General features: G+C 70.4%; 15 protein-coding genes and 1 pseudogene. 8 read left to right on the top strand and 8 right to left on the bottom strand.

The window, feature by feature from the left end; translation table 11 throughout:
- The first annotated feature begins 35 nt into the window (after nucleotides 1-35).
- Nucleotides 36-2105, top strand: a complete 2070-nt coding sequence (locus tag ACIBEF_RS28860) for a phosphocholine-specific phospholipase C (protein ID WP_396796418.1) — start codon at nucleotides 36-38, stop codon at nucleotides 2103-2105.
- Nucleotides 2106-2273: 168 nt separating this feature from the next.
- On the opposite strand, the gene ACIBEF_RS28855 is transcribed toward ACIBEF_RS28860, so the two are convergent.
- From ACIBEF_RS28855 to ACIBEF_RS28830, 6 genes and pseudogenes are all read right to left on the bottom strand, one after another.
- Nucleotides 2274-3110, bottom strand: a complete 837-nt coding sequence (locus ACIBEF_RS28855; protein WP_396796417.1) for an aldo/keto reductase — start codon at nucleotides 3108-3110, stop codon at nucleotides 2274-2276.
- Nucleotides 3107-3517 (bottom strand): annotated as a pseudogene (locus ACIBEF_RS28850) (glycoside hydrolase family 15 protein); the annotation flags it as partial. The gene ACIBEF_RS28855 and the pseudogene ACIBEF_RS28850, both read right to left, overlap by 4 nt.
- A 40-nt stretch (nucleotides 3518-3557) precedes the next feature.
- Nucleotides 3558-3761: a DUF4926 domain-containing protein gene (locus ACIBEF_RS28845; protein WP_396796415.1), complete on the bottom strand. Its 204-nt coding sequence runs from the start codon at nucleotides 3759-3761 to the stop codon at nucleotides 3558-3560.
- Nucleotide 3762: 1 nt separating this feature from the next.
- Nucleotides 3763-4923 carry a WXG100 family type VII secretion target gene (locus tag ACIBEF_RS28840; protein ID WP_396796413.1) on the bottom strand — a complete coding sequence of 387 codons (1161 nt, stop codon included), beginning with the start codon at nucleotides 4921-4923 and terminating at the stop codon, nucleotides 3763-3765.
- Nucleotides 4920-5240, bottom strand: a complete 321-nt coding sequence (locus tag ACIBEF_RS28835; protein WP_396796412.1) for a type VII secretion target — start codon at nucleotides 5238-5240, stop codon at nucleotides 4920-4922. Before ACIBEF_RS28835 ends, ACIBEF_RS28840 begins: the two co-directional genes overlap by 4 nt.
- On the bottom strand, nucleotides 5227-5670 hold the full coding sequence (locus ACIBEF_RS28830; RefSeq protein ID WP_396796411.1) for a YbaB/EbfC family DNA-binding protein: 444 nt from the start codon (nucleotides 5668-5670) through the stop codon (nucleotides 5227-5229). Before ACIBEF_RS28830 ends, ACIBEF_RS28835 begins: the two co-directional genes overlap by 14 nt.
- Nucleotides 5671-5965: 295 nt before the next feature.
- Between ACIBEF_RS28830 and ACIBEF_RS28825 the strand changes: the two genes are divergently transcribed.
- Complete coding sequence (locus ACIBEF_RS28825; protein WP_396796410.1) at nucleotides 5966-6910, top strand: TAXI family TRAP transporter solute-binding subunit; 945 nt, start codon at nucleotides 5966-5968, stop codon at nucleotides 6908-6910.
- A 13-nt stretch (nucleotides 6911-6923) separates the two neighbouring features.
- Here ACIBEF_RS28825 and ACIBEF_RS28820 read toward each other — a convergent pair whose 3' ends face one another.
- Nucleotides 6924-8336: an ATP-binding protein gene (locus tag ACIBEF_RS28820; RefSeq protein ID WP_396796408.1), complete on the bottom strand. Its 1413-nt coding sequence runs from the start codon at nucleotides 8334-8336 to the stop codon at nucleotides 6924-6926.
- A gap of 4 nt (nucleotides 8337-8340) precedes the next feature.
- Nucleotides 8341-9057, bottom strand: coding sequence for a response regulator transcription factor (locus tag ACIBEF_RS28815; protein WP_396796407.1), 717 nt, complete (start codon nucleotides 9055-9057; stop codon nucleotides 8341-8343).
- Between the two features lie 41 nt (nucleotides 9058-9098).
- On the opposite strand from ACIBEF_RS28815, the gene ACIBEF_RS28810 reads away from it, so the two are divergent.
- From ACIBEF_RS28810 to ACIBEF_RS28785, 6 genes are all read left to right on the top strand, one after another.
- Complete coding sequence (locus tag ACIBEF_RS28810) at nucleotides 9099-10121, top strand: tripartite tricarboxylate transporter substrate-binding protein (RefSeq protein WP_396796405.1); 1023 nt, start codon at nucleotides 9099-9101, stop codon at nucleotides 10119-10121.
- A gap of 1 nt (nucleotide 10122) precedes the next feature.
- Nucleotides 10123-10584 (top strand): tripartite tricarboxylate transporter TctB family protein, encoded by a 462-nt coding sequence (locus ACIBEF_RS28805; RefSeq protein ID WP_396796403.1) that lies wholly within the window; start codon nucleotides 10123-10125, stop codon nucleotides 10582-10584.
- A 20-nt stretch (nucleotides 10585-10604) separates the two neighbouring features.
- Nucleotides 10605-12110, top strand: coding sequence for a tripartite tricarboxylate transporter permease (locus tag ACIBEF_RS28800; protein WP_396796402.1), 1506 nt, complete (start codon nucleotides 10605-10607; stop codon nucleotides 12108-12110).
- Between the two features lie 43 nt (nucleotides 12111-12153).
- Nucleotides 12154-14088 (top strand): Na+/H+ antiporter NhaA, encoded by a 1935-nt coding sequence (locus ACIBEF_RS28795; protein WP_396796400.1) that lies wholly within the window; start codon nucleotides 12154-12156, stop codon nucleotides 14086-14088.
- A 450-nt stretch (nucleotides 14089-14538) separates the two neighbouring features.
- Complete coding sequence (locus tag ACIBEF_RS28790; protein ID WP_396796399.1) at nucleotides 14539-18576, top strand: discoidin domain-containing protein; 4038 nt, start codon at nucleotides 14539-14541, stop codon at nucleotides 18574-18576.
- Nucleotides 18577-18702: 126 nt separating this feature from the next.
- Complete coding sequence (locus tag ACIBEF_RS28785; protein ID WP_396796397.1) at nucleotides 18703-19890, top strand: MFS transporter; 1188 nt, start codon at nucleotides 18703-18705, stop codon at nucleotides 19888-19890.
- The last annotated feature ends 37 nt before the right edge of the window (nucleotides 19891-19927 follow it).

The following is a 19927-nucleotide window of genomic DNA, read 5'->3' as shown; positions in this document are numbered from 1 at the left end:
CCAGTTTCCCGACCAGGTCGCACAAAGGCGGAGTTATGGGCACTGTGGATCGCCGTACGTTCCTCAAGGCGATGGGAGTTCCCGCGATCGGCGCGGCGCTCCCGTTGGACCTCAGCAAGGCGCTCGCCATCCCGGCGAACAACCGGACCGGCACGATCAAGGACGTCGAGCACGTCATCATCCTGATGCAGGAGAACCGCTCCTTCGACCACTACTTCGGCACCATGCGGGGCGTACGCGGCTTCGGTGACCCCCATCCGGCGACACTGCCGTCCGGCAGGGACGTGTGGCACCAGCCCAACGGGAACGACGAGCTGCTGCCCTTCCGCCCCGAGGTGAAGGACCTCGGCCAGACCTTCCTGCCGGACCCGCCGCACGGCTGGAACGACGGGCACGCCGCCTGGAACGACGGCCGGTTCGACAAGTGGGTGCCGAACAAGGGCGTCACGGCGATGACTTACCACACCCGCCAGGACCTGCCGTACCACTACGCGCTCGCCGACGCGTTCACTGTCTGCGACAGCTACCACTGCTCGCTGATGGGCCCGACCGACCCCAACCGTTACCACATGTGGAGCGGCTGGGTCGGCAACGACGGCAAGGGCGTCGGCCCGGTCATCACCAACGCCGAGGCCGGCTACGACTGGTCCACGTACCCGGATCGGCTGGAGCGCAACGGCATCTCCTGGAAGATCTACCAGGACGTCGGCACCGGCCTCAACGCCGCCGGGTCCTGGGGCTGGACGAACGACCCGTACATCGGCAACTACGGCGACAACTCGCTGCTCTACTTCCACCAGTACCAGAACGCGCAGCCCGGAACGCCGCTGGCCGACAAGGCCAAGACCGGCACGGAGATCCGCACCCAGGGCCGCGACCCGGAGGCGCTGCTGGCCGACTTCCGCGCCGACGTCGAGGCCGGACGCCTGCCGGAGGTCTCCTGGATCACCGCCCCCGAGGCGTACACCGAGCACCCGAACTGGGAACCGGCGTACGGCTCCTGGTACATCTCGCAGGTCATCGACATCCTCGCCGCGAACCCCGAGGTGTGGAGCAAGATGGCGCTCTTCATCACGTACGACGAGGAGGGCGGCTTCTTCGACCACGTGGTCCCGCCGACGCCCCCGCAGAGCCGCGAGCACGGACAGTCGACGGTACCGACCACCAACGAGATCTTCCCCGGCGACGCCGACCACCCGGCCGGGCCGTACGGCCTCGGCATCCGGGTGCCGATGGTCATCGTCTCGCCATGGACGCGCGGCGGCTACGTCAACTCCCAGGTCTTCGACCACACCTCACTGATCAAGTTCCTGGAGGCGCGGTTCGGGCACGGCCGGCCGGACCTGATCGAGAAGAACATCACCCCGTGGCGGCGGGCCGTCGTCGGCGACCTGACCACGGCCTTCGACTTCCGGCACCCGAACCGCTCGCGCGACGTCAGGTTGCCCGACACCGACGACTTCAAGCCCGAGGACCTGGTCCGGCACCCCGACGAGGTGCCCGTCCCGCCGACGGACCAGCGGCTGCCCAAGCAGGAGCACGGCGTACGCCCTGCGCGCGCCATCCCGTACACCCTGCACGCCGACGGGCACCGCGGCGACGACTCGTTCCGGATCGACCTCCGCAACTCCGGCGGCGTCGCCGCGGTGTTCCAGGTCCGCCAGGCGGGCAGCGCGGACGCCCCGCGCAGCTACACCGTCGAGCCGGGCAAGCACCTGAGCGACACCTGGCCGGTCACCTCCGGGTACGACCTGTCAGTGCACGGGCCGAACGGGTTCTTCCGCCGGTTCGCCGACGGGCGGTCCCACCTCGACGTCACCCCCGCCTACGACGAGCACGGCTACAAGCTCGCCCTCACGCTCACCAACCGCGGGTCGAAGCGGGTCGAGGTGACCGTCCGCGACGGGTACCACGCCCGACCGGTCACGCTGTCGCTGCGACCCGGCGAGATCGAGCGCGCCACGTGGCCGCTCGCCCGCACCCACGGCTGGTACGACCTGACGGCTTCCGTCGCGGGCGACGCCGAATTCGCGTACCGCTGCGCGGGTCATGTCGAGAACGGCAAGGACAGCATCAGCGACCCGGCCCTCGGCGGGCTCGTCTGAGCGTTCGTCACGCCGGCGTTCGAGCTCACTGAATTTTGCCGGCCGATGTGGTGATGAGCGTGATGACTCACAGGCATATTGATGCCTCACAGTCATCACGCTCATTACCGCGTCCGATCCCGCAGAGGTCACGCTCCGTGGAGCTGGTCGAGCATGCTCGGGGAGCGATCAGAACTCCTCGTACACCGCCGGGTCCTGGTCCGAGAGGCGCCCGTCCGGGCGGCCCAGCGCGGTGATGGCCTCGACCTGCGCGTCGGTGAGCGTGATACCGAAGACGTCCAGGTTCTCGGCCTGCCGCTGCGGGGAGGCGGCCTTGGGCAGCGGAATCACCTGACGGGCCACGTGCCAGGCGAGGATCGTCTGCGCCGGGCTGACGCCGTGCGCGGTCGCGATCTCCACGACGACGGGGTGCTGCTGGAGGTCGTTGCCGTGGCCGAGCGGGCTCCACCCCTGCACCAGGATGCCGTGCTCCCGGTGGTAGTCGAGCGCCTCCTGCTGCGGAAAGTACGGGTGCACCTCGATCTGGTTGACCACCGGGGCGACCCCGGTCTCGGCCACCAACCGCTCGATGTGCTCGGGCAGGAAGTTGGAGAGCCCGATGTGCCGCACCAGGCCGCGCTCACGCGCCTCGATCAGCGCCCGCCACGCCTGCACGTACAGGTCTTCCTTGGGGTTCGGCCAGTGGATCAGGTACAGGTCGACCCGGTCGAGGCCGGTGCGGAACACACTCTCCTCGATGGTCGTCAGCGCCTCGTCGTAGCGGTGGTGCCGACCCGGCAGCTTCGAGGTGACGACCAGCTCGTCCCGCACCTCACCGGCCGACCGGGCGGCCCGGCCGACAGCGCCCTCGTTCTCGTAGTTCACCGCCGAGTCGATCAACCGGTAGCCCGTCCGGATCGCCTGACCGATCGCGTCGACACCCGCCGAGCCGTTCAGCTTGTACGTGCCGAGCCCGATCGCCGGCAGAGTCGTGCCGTCAGCAGCAGTCAGGTGCGGAATCGTCACGATCGGAACCCTACCCGCGTGGGGGCGTCCCGGATGGCGAGTGCGGCCTGGATGAGCGCGGCGTGGGTCAGCGTCTGAGGGTAGTTGCCGAGGTGGGCACCCGTCGCCGGGTCCACCTCTTCCGGGTAGAGGCCGAGTGGGCTGGCGTGGTCGAGCATGGCCTCGAACAGCTCGACTGCCCCACGGCGACTCCCGGTGCGGGCGAGGGCCTGAACGAGCCAGAACGAGCAGGGCAGGAACGCGCCCTCGGTGCCGGGCAGGCCGTCACGTCCGGGCGGGTAGCGGTAGAGCAGTGGCCCGCCGGCGGAGAGCCTGTTCCGGATGGCGTCGATGGTGCCCCGGACCCGAGGTGACATGGTCCGGTCCATGTCGAGCAGCGGCAGGACGAGCAGGGCCGCGTCGAGATCCCGGGAGTCGTTAGGCGACGTGTACGCCGTCTACCACTCATTAAAGATGGCCATCGCGCTGCATCAGCTGGTCGGCCCGGAGCGTGACCATGGCGACGGTGCGTCCATCGGTATCGGTGAACTCGACTTCGTACCTCGGCGGGGGGCCGTCGAAGACATCGACGATCGCTCCCACTGCCCCCGCGGGCAGGTCTTCTCCGGGTATGGCTTCTCGGAGCTCAACCACGTCGTACAGCTCTAGCATGTCATCCTTCCTTGGGCGGGAACGAGACGGTCACCATCCGAGGTGCAGATGCCTCATTCTTCAATATCCAGGCTGTGCGCACGATGATCGTGCCATCCGGCCCGGTGAGAGGTAGGTCCACGTTCCACCGCTGGCCGAATTCGTCGGCCTTGCCGAGCAGAGGCTTGCCGGTGAGTACGCCTTCGCGGATCTGCTGCAAGACCGCGTCGGCGTCATCTGGGCCGAGGCCGGTGGCGGAGTTGATGACGCGATACTTGTGCCCCCCGACAGGGTGGTCCGGGTTCATGGCGTAGGCGGCGATCTTCCGCGAGTCGATCTCGGCCGTGGTGAAGTCCGGTCCGGTGGGATCCCCCGGAATCTTTGTCGGCTTCGGGCCGTCGGGTCTCTGCGGTTCGGGCGACTGCCTCCTGAGTCGCCCCAAAGCCTGCTTGAGTTTCTCGATGAGGTCGCCGAGCCGACGCATCTCCGGAATCAACCGCCGCAGGCTGGCCAGCAGCCCGCGCAACAACCGCGCGATCCGCGCACCCCACGACGCCACCAAGGTCGTGACCTGCTCCACGACCAGCGGCGCGGCCAGTCCGCCGGTGATGAGGAGTTCGCCCGCGTACACGATGATGCGGGACACGCAGGCGGCGATGGCGTCGCGGACGAGGAGTCGGACGGCGGCCACCAGGCCGGCGGCCCCTTCGGTGATCGCGGCCATGGTGTCGGCGCCCTGGGCGAGGCCGGTGATGGCCTGTTGCTGTTCGGCGGTCCAGGCCCGGTAGGCGGGGCCGGCGCTGCCGCCCCAGCCGGCGACGTCGGTGCGCACGGCGCGTGCCAGTTCGGCGGCGTCGTCGCGGAGCGACCCGGCGACGTTGCGCCAGGTCTGCGTGTGTGCGGTGATCTGCGCGGGGTCGCCGGCGAGCCAGTCCAGCGCCTCGCTGAGTGGCTTGACGTGTTCGATGAGCCAGGCGATCCCGTACTGGAGCAGGGCGCCGACCGGGTCGGAGACGAGGGCGAGGGCGTCCAGGCCGGCGCTCACGACGCCGAGGCTGCCGTCGATCCAACTGCCGGTGCGGACGCCCTGGGCGATGAGTTCGATGTCCTCGCAGATCCACACGCCCGCCCAGGCGCTGGGTGGGGTGTCCGCAGCGGCGGCGACGAGCGGGTTCGACGTCACCTGTGTCGCCGCACCCCGTCGAGTAGCTGCTGGGCGTGGGCGTCGGAGCTTCGGTAGCGGTCGGCTCCGACCCGCAGCTTGCCGGCGGTGTCCCGTACCGATGCGGCGGCGGCGCCGATGCTGTCGAGCAGGGTGCGCTGGAGGCCGTCGAGCAGCACCGGCATCATCGCGCAGAGCTGCCCGTAGGCGTCGGTGCTCAATCGGACGTGCTGGCCTGCCTGCTGGGCGGTGTCGAGGCCGCTGGCGCAGCGGTCGAGGTGGGCCGCGTGGGCGGTCAGGTCGTCCGGGTCGACCTGGATGCCGTCACCGGCGGGCATCGTTCGGTCCCTGGTCGGGAAGGAGCCGGCTGCGGTACGAGTCGATGATGGCCTGGGCGCTCGCGTCGTCACCAAATGACTCCGTGGCTGCGGCGCTGATCTGTCGAAGCAGGTCAGCGCGCGCGGCAGCGGCGGTCTCCAGGATCTGCCGAGCGGTGTGCGCCGCTGGTTGTTGCCGGACGCGTTCGTCGAGCCGTAGGTCGATCAGCAGGCCGACTGAGTCGACTGTGACGTCGACAGTCCGGTCGGTGTTGTGGGCGGTGCCGGTCAGATCGCGCAGAGTCGCCGACAGGGTCTTGGCCCGTGCCGCCCGCTCGGCGAGCGATGTCTCCCACTCGTCGAGTCGGCGCTCCGCGGCGTCGAGCGCAGCGTCGTCCGCCCACACGTCGACCCTCCCGAGGGGACCGCCGCCGGCGGCAACCGACGACATCACCGGCACGCTACCAACCAGTGGCGCTGCGTGCATGCCCGCAGGGGCGAACGACAAGGCCGTCGCGCCAGACGCAGCGGGCGACCCCGTCGCGCCGCGTCCGCCTCGTCGAGTCGCGCGTCGATCTTGCAGTTTCTGTCGCGACAAATGACGCAGAAACCCGCATCTCGACGACCGAAGCTGCAAGATCGACGCGGTGAGGGGCGTGAGGGGCGTGAGGGGCGTGAGGGGCGTGAGGGGCGGGCGGGGCGGGCGGGGCGGGATGGGGTGGGGCCGGGGTTCGTATCCTTTTGGGATGGCGGGGTTTTCTCGGCGGGCGGTGTTGCTGGTCGGGGGCGGGGTGCTTGTTGGTTGTTCGGGGCGGCCTGAGGTGGACGACGTCCAGCTGCGCCTGGCTACCGGGCCGGCGGGGGCGGTCTACCGGCGGATCGGTGGGGCGCTGGCCGAGCACATCTCCGAGCAGGTGCCGGGTGCCACGGTGACCACGGTGCCGAGCGGGGCGTCCACCGACAATATCCGGATGCTGCGGGCCGGCGAGGTGCACCTGGGCCTGACCAGCCTGGACGCCCTGATCACCAGCGACGGCAGCGCGCCCGGAGGGCTGTCGGCGATCTGCCGGCTCTACGACAGTCATCTGCACCTCGTGGTCATGGCCGGTTCGGCCATAACAGAGTTTCGGGACCTTGCGGGCAATCGCGTGTCCCTCGGTGCCCACGACTCCGGCACGGAGTTCACGTCGCGGCGGGTCCTGCAGCTCGGCCCGCTCAACGCCAACGGCCGGAACATCAGCCAGGCCGAGTCGGCGGCAGCGCTGCGCGACGGCACGATCGACGCCATGTTCTCGCTGACCGGCGTCCCCACACCCGCCATCACGGAGTTGGCGCAGCGGCACCCGATCCGGTTGATTCCGCTGGACGCGCAGGCGGACAGGCTCTTCACGGCGTACCCGGGTCCGTATGCCCCAGCCATGATCCACGCGGCTGCCTATGCCGGTGTCCCGGCGACCCGCACCGTTGCGGTACCGAATGTGCTGCTGGCGCGCGACGACCTGCCTGACGATCTGGTCTACGCCATCACCGACACGATCTTCACGCACACCGGAGCGATCACCTCGGCTGGCCGCGACGATGCGGAGGCCCTTCCGGAGGCGTGGCAGATCAACGTGCGTACCGGGATCTCCACCGCGTCGGTCCCGCTCCATCCGGGCGCGGCGGCCTGGTTCCGCGACCGCAAACGCTGAACCCGGGACCACGTCAAACCAAGGCCGGCGCGACCGGCAACACCACCACTGCGGCGAGCCCGTGCCCGGACCCGTCCGGACGGGGCAGGCCCTCTTCAAGCCGCAGCTCACCGCCGGCCGCCCCGATCAGGTCGGCGCAGATCGCCAGGCCCAGCCCGGTCCCGGACACGTTCTGGTGCCGAGGTGAGCGCCAGAACCGTTGCAACGCCTGGGCCCGCTCGGACACGTCGATGCCCTGGCCGTCGTCGCGGACGGCGACAGTGACCACCGTGCCAGCAGGGGCGGCCTGTGCGGTCACCTCCACGGCCTGCGCGTCGGACAGTCGCAACGCGTTGCTGATCAGCTCGTCCAGGATGCTACCCAGGCCGCCCGGCGGTTCCCACAACCGCAACCCCGGGGGTACGGCGACAGTCAGGGTCTGCCCGGCCGTGGCCGTCAGGGCCCGCCACCGGTCCACCCGGGTCGCCAGCACCTCGTCGAGGTCCACCGGTGACGCCGTCCGCAGGCTCTCCATCCGGGCGCTGGCCTGCAGCGAATTCAGCATCCGCTGCATCGCCTTCAGCTCGTCGACGGCGACGTCGTACATCTGCTGCCCGTCGCCCTCGGGCCGTAGGTGTGGTGCCAGGCTCTCCACGGCGAGCCGGAGGCTGGTCAACGGGTTGCGTAGCTGGTGCGACGCGTCGGAGACGAAGGCACGCTGCCGCTGGGCGGCGTTCTCGACGGCGTCCATCATGGTGTTGAACGACCGCGCCAGCCGCCGCAGCTCGATGGGGCCGGCCTCGGCGTCGGCGCGGATGGTCAGGTCGCCCTCGGAGATCCGTGCGGTCGCCGCGTCGAGTTTCCGCACCGGTCGCAGCACCCACGCCGACACCGGCCAGGCGACTGCCGTCAGCGCGAGCAACGGCAGCAGCCCGAGCCCGGCCAGCCGGGCCCAGCGTACGAGGATGAGCTCCCGCGTCCGGGTCAGGTCGGAGATCGTCACGACGGCGCCGACGACCTCACTGTTCCGGCCGACCGGCTCCGCCACCACGAGTGCGGAATCGTCCCACGGCGCCCACTCCCAGGACGGGTCGGAGCGGGCACCGGCAAGCGCGGCGGTCACGATCCGGGGCAACGCCGCCTCGGCTTGCGCCGCCTTCCGGTACGCGTCGGCCGGTCCGAGCAGCACCGCACCCGACGTGTCGATCAGCGCGACCGGGATGCCGTAGAGCTCGTGGTACCGCGTCAGCTCCTGCTGTAAAGCCTCGGTGCGGCCGGTCGACAGCGCGGTCTCGGCCAGCGAGGCGAACCGACCGACGTCGCCCAGACGGTTGACGTACGTCTCCTGCATTTCCCGTTCGGCGACGGTGACGCTGAGCGGCACCCCGAGCGCCGCGACGAGGAGCACGGCGAGGGGCACCAGGACGACGAGCAGCCGGCGGTGCACCCGGTCAGCCGATCAGCTCCGGCTGGTCGGCCAGCAGCCGATAGCCGACGCCGTGGACGGTGCGGATGACCACGTCCGGCCCCAGCTTGTGCCGCAACGCCGCGATGTGGGTGTCCAGGGTGCGGCTCGACGACTCCCAGGACGCGCCCCAGATCTGGTCGAGGATGACGTCGCGGCTGACCACGTTGGGCGCCCGCCGGGCCAGGAGCAGGAGCAGTTCGAACTCCTTGCGGGTCAGCGGCACGAGTGCGCCGTCGACGGTGACCTCTCGGGTGCCGACGCCGATGCGTATCGGGCCGAGGACGAGCGGCTCGTCGGTCTGGCCGAGGGCACGAGCGGCCCTGGTACGCCGCAGGACGGCGTCGATCCGGGCGAGCAACTCGGGGATGCCGAACGGTCTGACGATGTAGTCGTCGGCGCCGGCGCGCAGCCCACGGACCCGTTCGTGCTCCTCGGATCGCGCTGTCACCGCGATGACGGCGGTCTGCGGGTGGTCGCGCAGCTTGCGGATCACGTCGAGCCCGTCGCCGTCGGGGAGACCCAGGTCGACGAGGACCACGTCGGACGGCGCGGCGCGTTCGGCGTCCGCGGCGGTGGCGACGCGGTGAACCTCGAAGCCCGCCTGGGTCAGGTACGGCCCTGAACGGGGCTCGTGCCGGCCCGGGTTCTTGGGATTTTTCTGACACCATCCGGGCCCCGACCAGCCGAGACTGAGAGTCAACGTGCCGAGGGATGTCCATGCGTTGATGGGGAGGTCGCCATATGCGTACGACCAGCAGGTACCGGGCCGCCGCGCGGATGATCGCCGCGATCGGTGTCGTCTCGCTCGCCGCCGCCTGTTCCGGCAACGGAGGGGCCACCGGCGGCGGGGACGCCGCGAACTACCCGGACGAGAACATCACGATCGTCGTGCCGTTCAGCGCGGGCGGCCCGACGGACACTGTCACCCGGATGATCGCCGGGCCGATGGCCGCGAAGCTCGGCGGCAAGATCGTCGTCCAGAACGTCGAGGGCGCCGGGGGCACTGTCGGCGCCGGCGATGTCGCGCGGGCCAAGCCGGACGGCTACACGGTGCTCATGCACCACATCGGCATGTCGACGGCACCCGCCCTCTACAAGAGCCTCGGCTACAAGCCCCTGGAGGACTTCGAGACGGTAGGGCTCGTCACCGAGGTGCCGATGACGATCGTCGCCCGCAAGGATTTCGCGCCCGCGACCCTCCAGGACCTGGTGACCCACGTGAAGGCGAACGCCAACAAGGTCACGCTGGCCAACGCCGGCATCGGCGCCGCGTCGCACCTGTGCGGTCTGCTGTTTCAGAGCACTACCGGCGTGAAGCTCCAGGAGGTTCCCTACCAGGGCACCGGTCCCGCGCTGACCGACCTGGTCGGCGGCCAGGTCGACTTCATGTGCGACCAGACGACGAACACCAGCGGCCAGATCGCCGCGGGAAAGGTGAAGGCGTACGCGGTCACCACACCCGAGCGGGTGAAGAGCCTTCCCGACCTGCCCACCACCACCGAGGCCGGGCTGCCGCAGCTGAAGGTCAGCGTGTGGCACGGTCTCTACGTTCCGGCCGACACGCCGCCGGAGGTCGTGCAGAAGCTGTCCGAGGCGTTGAAGGTGGCACTGGCCGACCAGGGGGTCATCGACCAGATGGCAAAACTCGGCACCGCGCCAGTCCCGGCCCAGGACGCGACCCCGGACGCGCACCGGGCGAAGCTCGACGAGCAACTCGGCACCTGGGCGAAGATCATTGCCGACTCCGGGGTCAAGGTCTCCTGAGGTGGAGCGCCGTCGGTCGTTCCCGGACGTCCTCGCCGGGGGGATCTTCGTCCTGATCGGTGGCGCATTCGTGGTGGGGGCGCTCGGCTACGAGCTGGGCACCCCGACACGAATGGGCCCTGGCGCCTTCCCGCTGCTGGTCGGCGCAGCCGTGGTCGCCCTCGGCCTGGCGATCGCCCTCAAGGGCCTTGTCGCCGGCGAGGTGATCTCGTTCGGGCCGGTCCCGTGGCGGGCGGTCGCCGTCATCGTGCTCGCGGTCCTGTTCTTCGGGTTCACCATCCGGCGGCTCGGGTTCGTCCCGACGACGGCGGTGACCGCACTGCTCACCGCCCTGGCCAGCTCACGCGTACGGCTGCTCACGGCGGTGGCCGTGGCCGCCGGGCTGACCGTGGCCAGCACGCTCATCTTTGTCGTCGGACTTCAGCTGCGGATCCCGCTGTGGGGCCCCTGGCTGGGTCTCTGACGCGGCATCCGGATTGAGGCATGGAACTCCTCGACAACCTCGCGTTGGGCTTCTCGACGGCCCTGCTGATCCAGAACGTCCTCTACTGCTTCGTGGGAGTGCTGCTCGGGACCGCCGTCGGTGTGCTGCCCGGCATCGGGCCCACGGCCACGGTGGCGATGCTGCTGCCGATCACGTTCAGCTTCGAGCCGGTCACCGCGCTGATCATGCTGGCCGGCATCTACTACGGGGCGCAGTACGGCGGCTCGACGACCGCCATCCTGATCAACCTGCCCGGTGAGTCGTCAGCGGCGGTCACGGCGCTGGACGGGCACGAGATGGCCCGCCAGGGCCGGGCCGGCCCCGCCCTGGCGGCCGCGGCGATCGGGTCCTTCGCCGCCGGTACTGTCGCAACAGTGGCGCTGGCCGCCGCGGCCCCGCCCCTGGCCAGCGTCGCGTTGAAGTTCGGCCCGGCCGACTATTTCTCACTCGTGCTGTTCGGCCTGATCGTGTCGATCGCGCTGGCGCGCGGCACCGCGCTCAAGGCACTGGCGATGATCGCGCTCGGCGTGCTGCTCGGCACTGTCGGCCAGGACATCTACACCGGAACGCCCCGCTTCGTGTTCGAGCAGCGCGAGCTGTACGGCGGCATCGACTTCGTGTCGGTCGCCGTGGGCCTGTTCGGGGTGGCCGAGATCCTGCGCAACCTGGAGAACGAGCAGACCCGTACGGCGATCGTCAGTAAGGTGACCAACCTCTGGCCCACCCGCGAGGACCGGCGTCGGATCATCGCCCCGATCCTGCGGGGCACCGGTCTCGGCGCCGCGCTCGGTGTTCTCCCCGGCGGCGGCCACGTGCTGGCCTCGTTCACCTCGTACGCGGTCGAGAAGCGCGTCTCGAAGCGGCCGCAGGAGTTCGGGCGGGGCGCGATCGAGGGCGTCGCCGGCCCCGAGTCGGCGAACAACGCCGCCGCGCAGACGTCGTTCATTCCGCTGCTCACACTGGGCCTACCCGCTCACCCGGTGATGGCACTGATGATCGGCGCGTTCATCGTCCACGGCATCACCCCGGGCCCGAACGTCATCAACGACGAGCCGGCGCTGTTCTGGGGCCTGATCGCCTCGATGTGGATCGGCAACGTGCTCCTGCTGCTGTTGAACCTGCCGCTGATCGGCCTCTGGGTGCGCATGTTGCGCATCCCGTACCAGGTGCTCTTCCCGATGATCATCCTGTTCGCCGCGATCGGCACCTACTCCCTGAACTCCAACGCGTACGACGTCTACGCGATCGCGTTCTTCGGGATCCTGGGCTACATCCTGATCAAGTGCGGGTGCGAGCCGGCGCCCCTGCTGCTCGGCTTCGTCCTCGGCCCGCTGCTCGAGGAGAACCTGCGGCGCGCGCTCATCATCTCCCGCGGCGACCCGTCGGTCTTCGTGACCCGGCCGATCTCCGCGGCGCTGCTGGTTCTGGCCGTCGTCGCGCTCGTCGTCGCCGTCCTGCCGACGATCCGCCAGCGCCGCGCTGTCGTCTTCGCCGAGGAGGACTAGCAATCCGATCCACGTGACGGTCGGGGCGACGAAGATTGTTTCCGTGACGAGCGACAACACGCAGCGGGGGTGGTCCGCCCGAACCATCTGGGACCGGCGGTTCGACGCGCCGCTGCGCTCGTTCCTGCGTACCGAGACCGGCGGCGCGCGGGTGGTGCTGATCGCCGCGGTGGCGGCTCTCGTCTGGGCGAACCTCAGCGCATCGTCGTACGAGTCGGTCTGGAACACTTCCTTCTCGGTCCGGCTCGGCGACTGGCAGGTGGCGCATGACATGCGCACCTGGATCAACAGCGGCCTGATGACGTTCTTCTTTCTGGTCGCGGGGCTGGAGTTGCGCCGCGAGTTCGACATCGGTGAACTGCGGGAACGGCGTCGCCTGGCGTTGCCGATACTGGCCGGGGTCGGCGGCATGCTCGTGCCGATCGCCATCTACCTCGCCATCAACGCCGGGCACACCACTGCGGCGGGCTGGGGTGCGGTGATGGCCACCGACACGGCGCTCGCGCTCGGCGCCCTGGCCGTCTTCGGGCCGCGCTTCTCGGAACGGCTGCGGGGTTTCCTGCTGACCGTCTCCGTCGTCGACGACGTGGTGGCGATCGCGGTGCTGGCCATCGCGTACCCGCATCACCCCTCGCTGACGGCGCTGGTCGTCGCGGCGGCGATCTTCGGCGTGGTGTTGCTCGTCCGGGGCTGCGGGGTGCGGTTCGGGCCGGTCTACGCGCTGCTCGGGGTGGCGGCCTGGCTCGCCGTCTCGATGTCCGGTGTCGACCCGGTCGCGGTGGGCCTGGTGATGGGGCTGCTGACCTACGCCTACGATCCCGGCCGCGGCGACCTGCAGCGGGCCAGCGACCAGTTCCGCCTCTTTCGGGAGCAGCCCACCCCACAACTGGCCCGGATGGCCCGGGCGGGGCTCATCTCGGCGCTGTCGCCCAACGAGCGGTTGCAGACGCTCTACCACCCGTTGGCGAGCTACCTGGTGGTGCCGCTGTTCGCGCTGGCCAACGTCGGCATCGTGATCGACGGCGACCTGCTGGCCAGGGCGGTGACCTCCCCGGTCACGCTGGGGGTCGTGGTCGCGTACGTCGTCGGCAAGCCGGCCGGGATCGTGGCCACCGCGTGGTTGGTGACCCGTATCAGCGGAAACCGGTTCCGGCCACCCGTCGGGTGGGTCGCGGTCGCGGGGGTCGGCACGATCTCCGGCATCGGTTTCACCGTCGCCCTCCTGATCGCCACCCATGCCCTGAGTGGCCCGGCCCTGGACGAGGCGAAGTTCGGCATCCTCGTGGCGACGCTCGGCGCGTCAGTCGTCACCTGGCTGGTGTTCCGGTCTGTCGGTCGACTCTCGCCGGCGCGGCGGACCCGCGCGCTGCTGGGCGTCACCGAGGGGATCATCGACCTGATGCTGCCGGTCGATGCGGACCGCGACCACATGCGGGGGGCGCTCGACGCGCCGGTGACCGTGGTGGAGTACGGCGACTTCGAGTGCCCCTACTGCGGGCAGGCCGAGCCGGTGGTCCGGGAGCTGTTGGCGGACTTCGCCAACGTCCGGTACGTCTGGCGGCACCTGCCGCTCACCGACGTCCACCCGCATGCCCAGCTCGCCGCCGAGGCCGCCGAGGCGGCGGGGGAGCAGGGCGCGTTCTGGGAGATGCACGACCTGCTGCTCGCCCACCAGGACGCTCTCGACCCCGCCGACGTGCTCGGCTACGCCGAACAGCTCGGCCTGGACCTGGACGGGTTCCGGGAGCACATGGTGAGGCGGATGGGCGTGGACCGGATCGCCGAGGACGTCGACTCGGCCGACCTCAGCGGTGTCACCGGCACCCCGACCTTTTTCATCAACGGCCGGCGGCACCACGGCGCGTACGACATGGCCGCGCTCTCGGCGGCGGTGAAGGCGGCGTTCGCGAGCGCGAAGCTCCGCCCCGAGTACCACCCTCGGGACCCCGACCGCAGGGAAAACGGCACGGCGAGCTGACCGTCGGGCGCGCGGTCGTCCCGGGCTAGGTGGTCGACGGGCGCCGTGGTCAGCTGCCGAGGGATCTGCCGCCGTGACCTCCGATCCGCCTGCGCGTCGCGGGGTGGAGAGGTGTTGGTCGGTGCCTTTGGAGCTGAATCGTTTGCGGCATCAGCTCCAAAGGCAGCGCCCATATAGCCCGCACTCCCGTGCCGAGTTGTGGGGCGACATGACGACACCGGACGCGACGCCGTTCCGGGTCGTCAGGATGATGGCGACGCCTGGCCGATTCTGATCACCAGGAGGGATCGGCGGCCGCCTGTCGACGTCCGAAGTGGAACAGCTGCGGACCGTGTTCGGGGAATCACGATCGACTCGGACCCTTGACTCCGGGGAAACATCGGGCCACCATCTGACAACGTTGTCACAGACCCCCCGCTACCTGACAACGTTGTCATGTCTGGAGGCAAGATGTCCGAGCCATCGCCGATTTCCCGGCGTACCTTCCTCTCCGCCGGCGCGACGCTGCTGGCGTCGGTCGGGGTGACCGCGGCACTCCCGAACGCCCCCGCGTCCGCCGCCGCCGTGCCGCCGCCGACCGCCACCCCCGCTGCCACGGACCTGGCCCGGTACCGCCCGGTGGCGGTCTCCTCGACCGACTACGCGCCGACGCCGGCCACCTTCGCGGTGGACGGCCTGCCGCAGGTGGGCGTCCGGGGGAGTGGATGGCGCGCGGCCAACGGCGATCCACAGTGGATCTCGGTGGACCTCCAGGCGCTGTGCCGGATCGAGGCCGTTTCCCTGGTCTTCGAGGCCACGCTCGACGACGGGCCGTTCGACGGCAACTACACCGACACCGACGGTGACGAGATCCTCTCCAGCGCCGCGACCGCGTACCGGATCGAGGTCTCCACCGACGGCCGTGCCTGGCGGTCGGTGTACGAGACCAGCGAGGGCCGGGGCGGCGCGCAGACCATCAAGCTGCCCGAGCCGGTCACCGCCAGGTGGATCCGGATGACCGCCACGAAGCGCTCGAACAGCAACCCGGTGGGCCTCAACGGCTTCCAGGTCTACGGCGTACCGCCGGCCGGCCGGCCGAAGGCCGAGGGCTGGACCAGTTGGGAGGGCGGCAACACCGGCCCGGCCCCCGAGCTGCGGGTGGCCGCGGACGGCACGGTGCCGCTGGAGTCGGGCTGGTCGTTGACGATGGACGACTTCGCCGGCACCGCCGACGGCGCCGAGCTCTCCCGCGCCGGCGTCGACGTCCGGTCCTGGCTGCCGGCGACGGTGCCCGGCACCGTACTGGGCGCCCTGGTCGAGCAGGGCCACCTGCCCGACCCGGTGTCCGGCTTCAACAACATGCGCATCCCGGAGGCGCTGTCCCGGCACACGTGGTGGTACCGGCGCGCGCTGCGGCTGCCGCGCGACCTCGACACCTCGGCCGGCCGACGGATCTGGCTGGAGTTCGACGGGATCAACCACGAGGCGACCGCCTGGGTCAACGGCGTGCAGGTCGGCAGCGTCAAGCACCCGTTCGCGCGGGCCGCCTTCGACATCACCGACGCGTTGGCCGGTCACCGTGGCGAGCACGTCCTCGCCGTCCGGGTCACCCCGATGCCGCACCCGGGCACCCCCGGCGACAAGGGCCCCGACGGTCGTACCTTCCTCCAGTCGGCCCACCACTACCTTGACGCGCCGACCTACCTGGCGGTGTCCGGGTGGGACTGGATGCCGGCCGTGCGCGACCGGGTCACCGGCCTCTGGGACCACGTCCGCCTGCGCAGCACCGGCGCGGTGGTCATCGGTGACCCGCACGTGCAGACCACGCTGCCGGACCTGCCGAAGACCGACACCGCCGAGGTCACCATCCGGGTGCCGGTCCGCAACGCGGCGACCAGCGCCACCACTGTCACCGTCCGCGCCGAGTTCGACAAGGTACGCGTCGAGTCCACGGTGACCGTTCCCGCCGGCGGGAGCACCACAGTCACCTTCGCGCCGGAGCGCTTCCGCGCGCTGCGGCTGCGCAACCCCCGACTCTGGTGGCCCAACGGCTACGGCGACCCCCACCTGTACGACCTCACGCTCACCGCCACCGTCAAGCGCTCGGTCAGCGACCGGCGGGCGCTCCGCTTCGGTGTTCGCGAGTTCGCCTACGACTGGCACCAGCCGATCGTCATCTCGCCGCCCGGCAAGCCCGCCCTGGAGTTCGTCGACGGCGCGGCGACCCAGACGGTCACGTTCGACCGGCAGCACGCTCGGCACGTGCGTGTCCAGGCCGGCCAGCGCGCCACCGGTTGGGGCATCTCGATGTTCTCGCTGTCGGTGGCCGACGGCACCGGCCCGGATCTCGCCCTGCGCCGCGACGCCACCGCGTCGTCCTCGGAGAACGACGGCAACGGTCCCGGCAAGGCCGTGGACGGCGACGCGGCGACCCGCTGGGCCTCGCAGGCCGAGGACGACCAGTGGATCCAGGTCGACCTCGGCGCGGCGGTCGACTTCGACCGGGTTACCATCGTGTGGGAGCAGGCGTACGCGCTGGACTACCGCGTCCAGGTCTCCTCCGACGGGGACGCCTGGAACGACGTGACGTCGGTCAGCAACGACGCCCCGCTGGGCAGCCGCGCCACCCAGGTCGAGACCTTCGCGAGCCAGACCGCGCAGCACCTGCGCATCCAGACCGGCGCGCGGGTCACCTCGTGGGGTGTGTCCATGTGGGCGCTCTCGGTGCAGCGGCAGGCCGAGCCGGGCGTCGACCTGGCGCTGCGCCGGACCGCCACCGCGTCGTCGTCCGACGGCGACTCCAACGGCCCGGACCGGGCCGTCGACGGCAACCCCCGGACCCGCTGGTCGTCACAGTTCGAGGACAACCAGTGGATCCAGGTCGACCTCGGCGCTCCGGTCAGCTTCGACCAGGTCACCATCGTCTGGGAGCAGGCGTACGCTCGCGATTTCGTCATCCAGGTCTCCGACGACGGGCAGCGCTGGACCGACGTCAAGGCGGTCAGCAACAAGATCACCGAGCTGAAGATCACGGTGAACGGCGTGCCGGTGTTCGCTCGCGGCGGCAACTGGGGCTGGGACGAGCTGCTGCGCCGGGTGCTGCCCGACCGGCTGGCCGACACCGTCGCGATGCACCGCGACATGAACTTCACGATGATCCGCAACTGGCTCGGCAGCAGCAACCGTGAGGAGCTGTACCAGGCCTGCGACGAGCAGGGCATCCTGGTGTGGAACGACTTCTGGCAGGCCGGGGCCTTCCTGCCCAACCCGCCCGGCTACGTCGACATCGCCGCCGACACCATCCGGCGGTTCCGCCACCACCCGAGCATCGTGGTCTGGTGCGGCGCGAACGAGGGGGACCCGCCGCCGATCGTCGACGCCGGGCTCAAGCAGGCCGTCGCCACCGAGCACCCGGAGATCCTCTACATCCCCAACTCCGCCAGCGGCATTGTGAGCGGGCGTGGGCCGTACGGCTGGGTCGACCCGACGACCTACACCGACAAGACGATCTACGAGGCGGACTCGTTCGGCTTCCACACCGAGATCGGCATGCCGGTGGTGTCGGTGGTCGAGAGCATGCGCAACCTGGTCGGGGACGCGCCGGAGTGGCCGATCGGCGAGGTGTGGAACTACCACGACTGGTCGACCATCGGTAACCAGCGTGTCGGCACGTACCAGGCGGCGATCGACGCGCGGCTCGGTGAGTCCGCCTCCCTCGACGAGTTCGCCACCCGGGCGCAGTTCGTCAACTACGAGAGCCACCGCGCCATGTTCGAGGCGTGGAACGCCAACCTGTGGCAGGACGCGACCGGTCTGCTGCTGTGGATGTCGCACCCGGCGTGGCACAGCACGGTCTGGCAGACCTACGACTACGACCTCGACGTGAACGGCGCCTACTACGGTGCCCGCAAGGGGTGCGAGCCGGTGCACGTCCAGGCCGACCCGGGCACCTGGCAGGTCCGGGTGGTCAACCACACCGCCGCCGCGCTGAGCGGGGTCACGGTGAGCGCCCGACGCTACGACCTGGGCGGCCGTTCGTTGGGTTCGCCCCAACGTCAGCGGGTGGACGTGGCCCGCTCGGCCACCACGGCGGCCTTCGCGCTCGCCGCGCCCGACGGCGGCGGGCTGCACCTGGTGCGACTGGAGCTGCGCGACGGCCGGGACCGGTTGCTCGCGGAGAACACCTACTGGCGCTACGACAAGGCCGCGCAGTTGCGGGTGCTCAACGACCTGGCGGGCACCCGCCTGTCGACGTCGTCGAGCACCGTACGCGTCGTGGACAGGCGCAACACCGTCACCACGACGGTCCGCAACCAGGGTCGTACGGTCGCCGCGTTGGTGCGGCTCGCCGTGCGCGACCAGCGCGGCGAGCGGGTCCTGCCGGCCCGCTACGACGACAACTACTTCTGGCTCCTGCCGGGGGAGAGCCGCGAGGTGCGGATCTCCTGGCCGGCCCGGTCGGGCCTCGCCCGCCAGGTCACGGTGACCGCGCAGGCCTACAACTCCTAGGAGTACGCGTGGGAAGCGGCTCCGTGCGGGCCGCTTCCCACCGCGTCCCGGCCAGCGCGTCACCTGATGCGGGCGTTTAGGTCGGTTACCGCACCTCGGCTCAGGATCGAGGCCCACGCTGTACGAGTGACACGGTCCGGTTCCACGTCCGGCGCGGTACGGGTCGCGTTCGCCTTCTGGATCACGCTCGTGGGCACCACAGTGCCGACCCCGCTCTATCCGCTCTACGAGATGGAGTTCGGCTTCTCGTCGTTGACCGTGACGGTCGTCTACGCGCTGTACGCGCTGGGGGTCGTCGTCGGGCTGCTGGTCTTCGGTCGACTCTCCGACCAGATCGGCCGACGCCCGGTCATCCTCATCGCGCTGCTGCTCTCGGTCGCCGCCGACGCCGTCTTCCTCGCCGCCGTGGACCTGGCGATGATCATCGTGGGGCGGATCCTCGCCGGGTTGTCCGCCGCGCTGATCATCGGTGCGGCGACAGCGGCGTTGGCTGAGCTGATCGACCCTCGGCACCCAAAGCGTGCCGCCACCGTGTCGATCTTCGCGAACCTGGGTGGCCTCGCCACCGGCACCCTGCTGTCCGGGATCGTGTCGGACGTGGCACCCGATCCGCTTCGGCTGCCCTGGGTGATCGTGCTGATCCTGGCGGTGGTCGCGATCATCGCGCTGCGCGGGGTGCCGGAGACGGTCCGGGAACGTTCGCCGGTGACCCTGCGGGTACAGCGGTTGCACGTGCCGGCCACCATCCGCGGTGCCTTCATCCGCTCGGCGATCACCGCTGGCGCGGGCTTCGCCGCCCTCGGGGTGCTCACGTCGGTGAGTGGGCTGTTCCTCGGCATGGTCCTGCACGAGACCTCACACACCCTGGCCGCGCTGGTGGTCTTCGTGGCGTTCACCGGTGCGGCGTTCGGCCAACTGCTGACCCGCGTGCTGTCCTCGCGTGCCGCACTGGCCAGCGCCTGCGCCGGCCTGGTGGTGGGGGCGGGCCTGCTAGCGTTCAGCATGTGGATGGCGTTGCTGGCCACGTTGCTCATCAGCGCGGCGATCGTCGGGGTCGCGTCCGGGGTGGCGGTCGGCGACGGCATCGCGACGATCACGATGAAGACCGAACCGCAGCACCGGGCCGAGGCGGTGTCGACCTTCTTCGCCATCCTGTTCGCCATGCTCGGTGTGCCGGCGGTCGCGGTCGGCCTGCTGATCCAGACGATCGGTCTGCGCCCGGCCGGCGAGGTCTTCAGCGCGGTGGTGGCGGTGCTCGCGCTGGTCGTGCTGCTCAGCCTGGTCAGGGGCGGCCGGACCCGGCCCGCGAGCTGATACCCGGCCGGTCTGTTCCGGGTGTCAGGGGTGCCTC

This window comes from Micromonospora sp. NPDC050795 (assembly GCF_044456785.1).
Classification (GTDB): Bacteria; Actinomycetota; Actinomycetes; order Mycobacteriales; family Micromonosporaceae; genus Micromonospora.
Note: the sequence above shows the minus strand (reverse complement) of the source record. Positions and strands in the feature narration are given on the sequence as shown.

Coding starts and splice junctions, on each gene's coding strand:
- ACIBEF_RS28860 (WP_396796418.1), top strand. CDS start 36: ATGGGCACTGTGGATCGCCGTACGTTCCTCAAGGCGATGGGAGTTCCC.
- ACIBEF_RS28845 (WP_396796415.1), bottom strand. CDS start 3,761: ATGCTAGAGCTGTACGACGTGGTTGAGCTCCGAGAAGCCATACCCGGA.
- ACIBEF_RS28835 (WP_396796412.1), bottom strand. CDS start 5,240: ATGCCCGCCGGTGACGGCATCCAGGTCGACCCGGACGACCTGACCGCC.
- ACIBEF_RS28830 (WP_396796411.1), bottom strand. CDS start 5,670: ATGTCGTCGGTTGCCGCCGGCGGCGGTCCCCTCGGGAGGGTCGACGTG.
- ACIBEF_RS28825 (WP_396796410.1), top strand. CDS start 5,966: ATGGCGGGGTTTTCTCGGCGGGCGGTGTTGCTGGTCGGGGGCGGGGTG.
- ACIBEF_RS28810 (WP_396796405.1), top strand. CDS start 9,099: ATGCGTACGACCAGCAGGTACCGGGCCGCCGCGCGGATGATCGCCGCG.
- ACIBEF_RS28800 (WP_396796402.1), top strand. CDS start 10,605: ATGGAACTCCTCGACAACCTCGCGTTGGGCTTCTCGACGGCCCTGCTG.
- ACIBEF_RS28790 (WP_396796399.1), top strand. CDS start 14,539: ATGTCCGAGCCATCGCCGATTTCCCGGCGTACCTTCCTCTCCGCCGGC.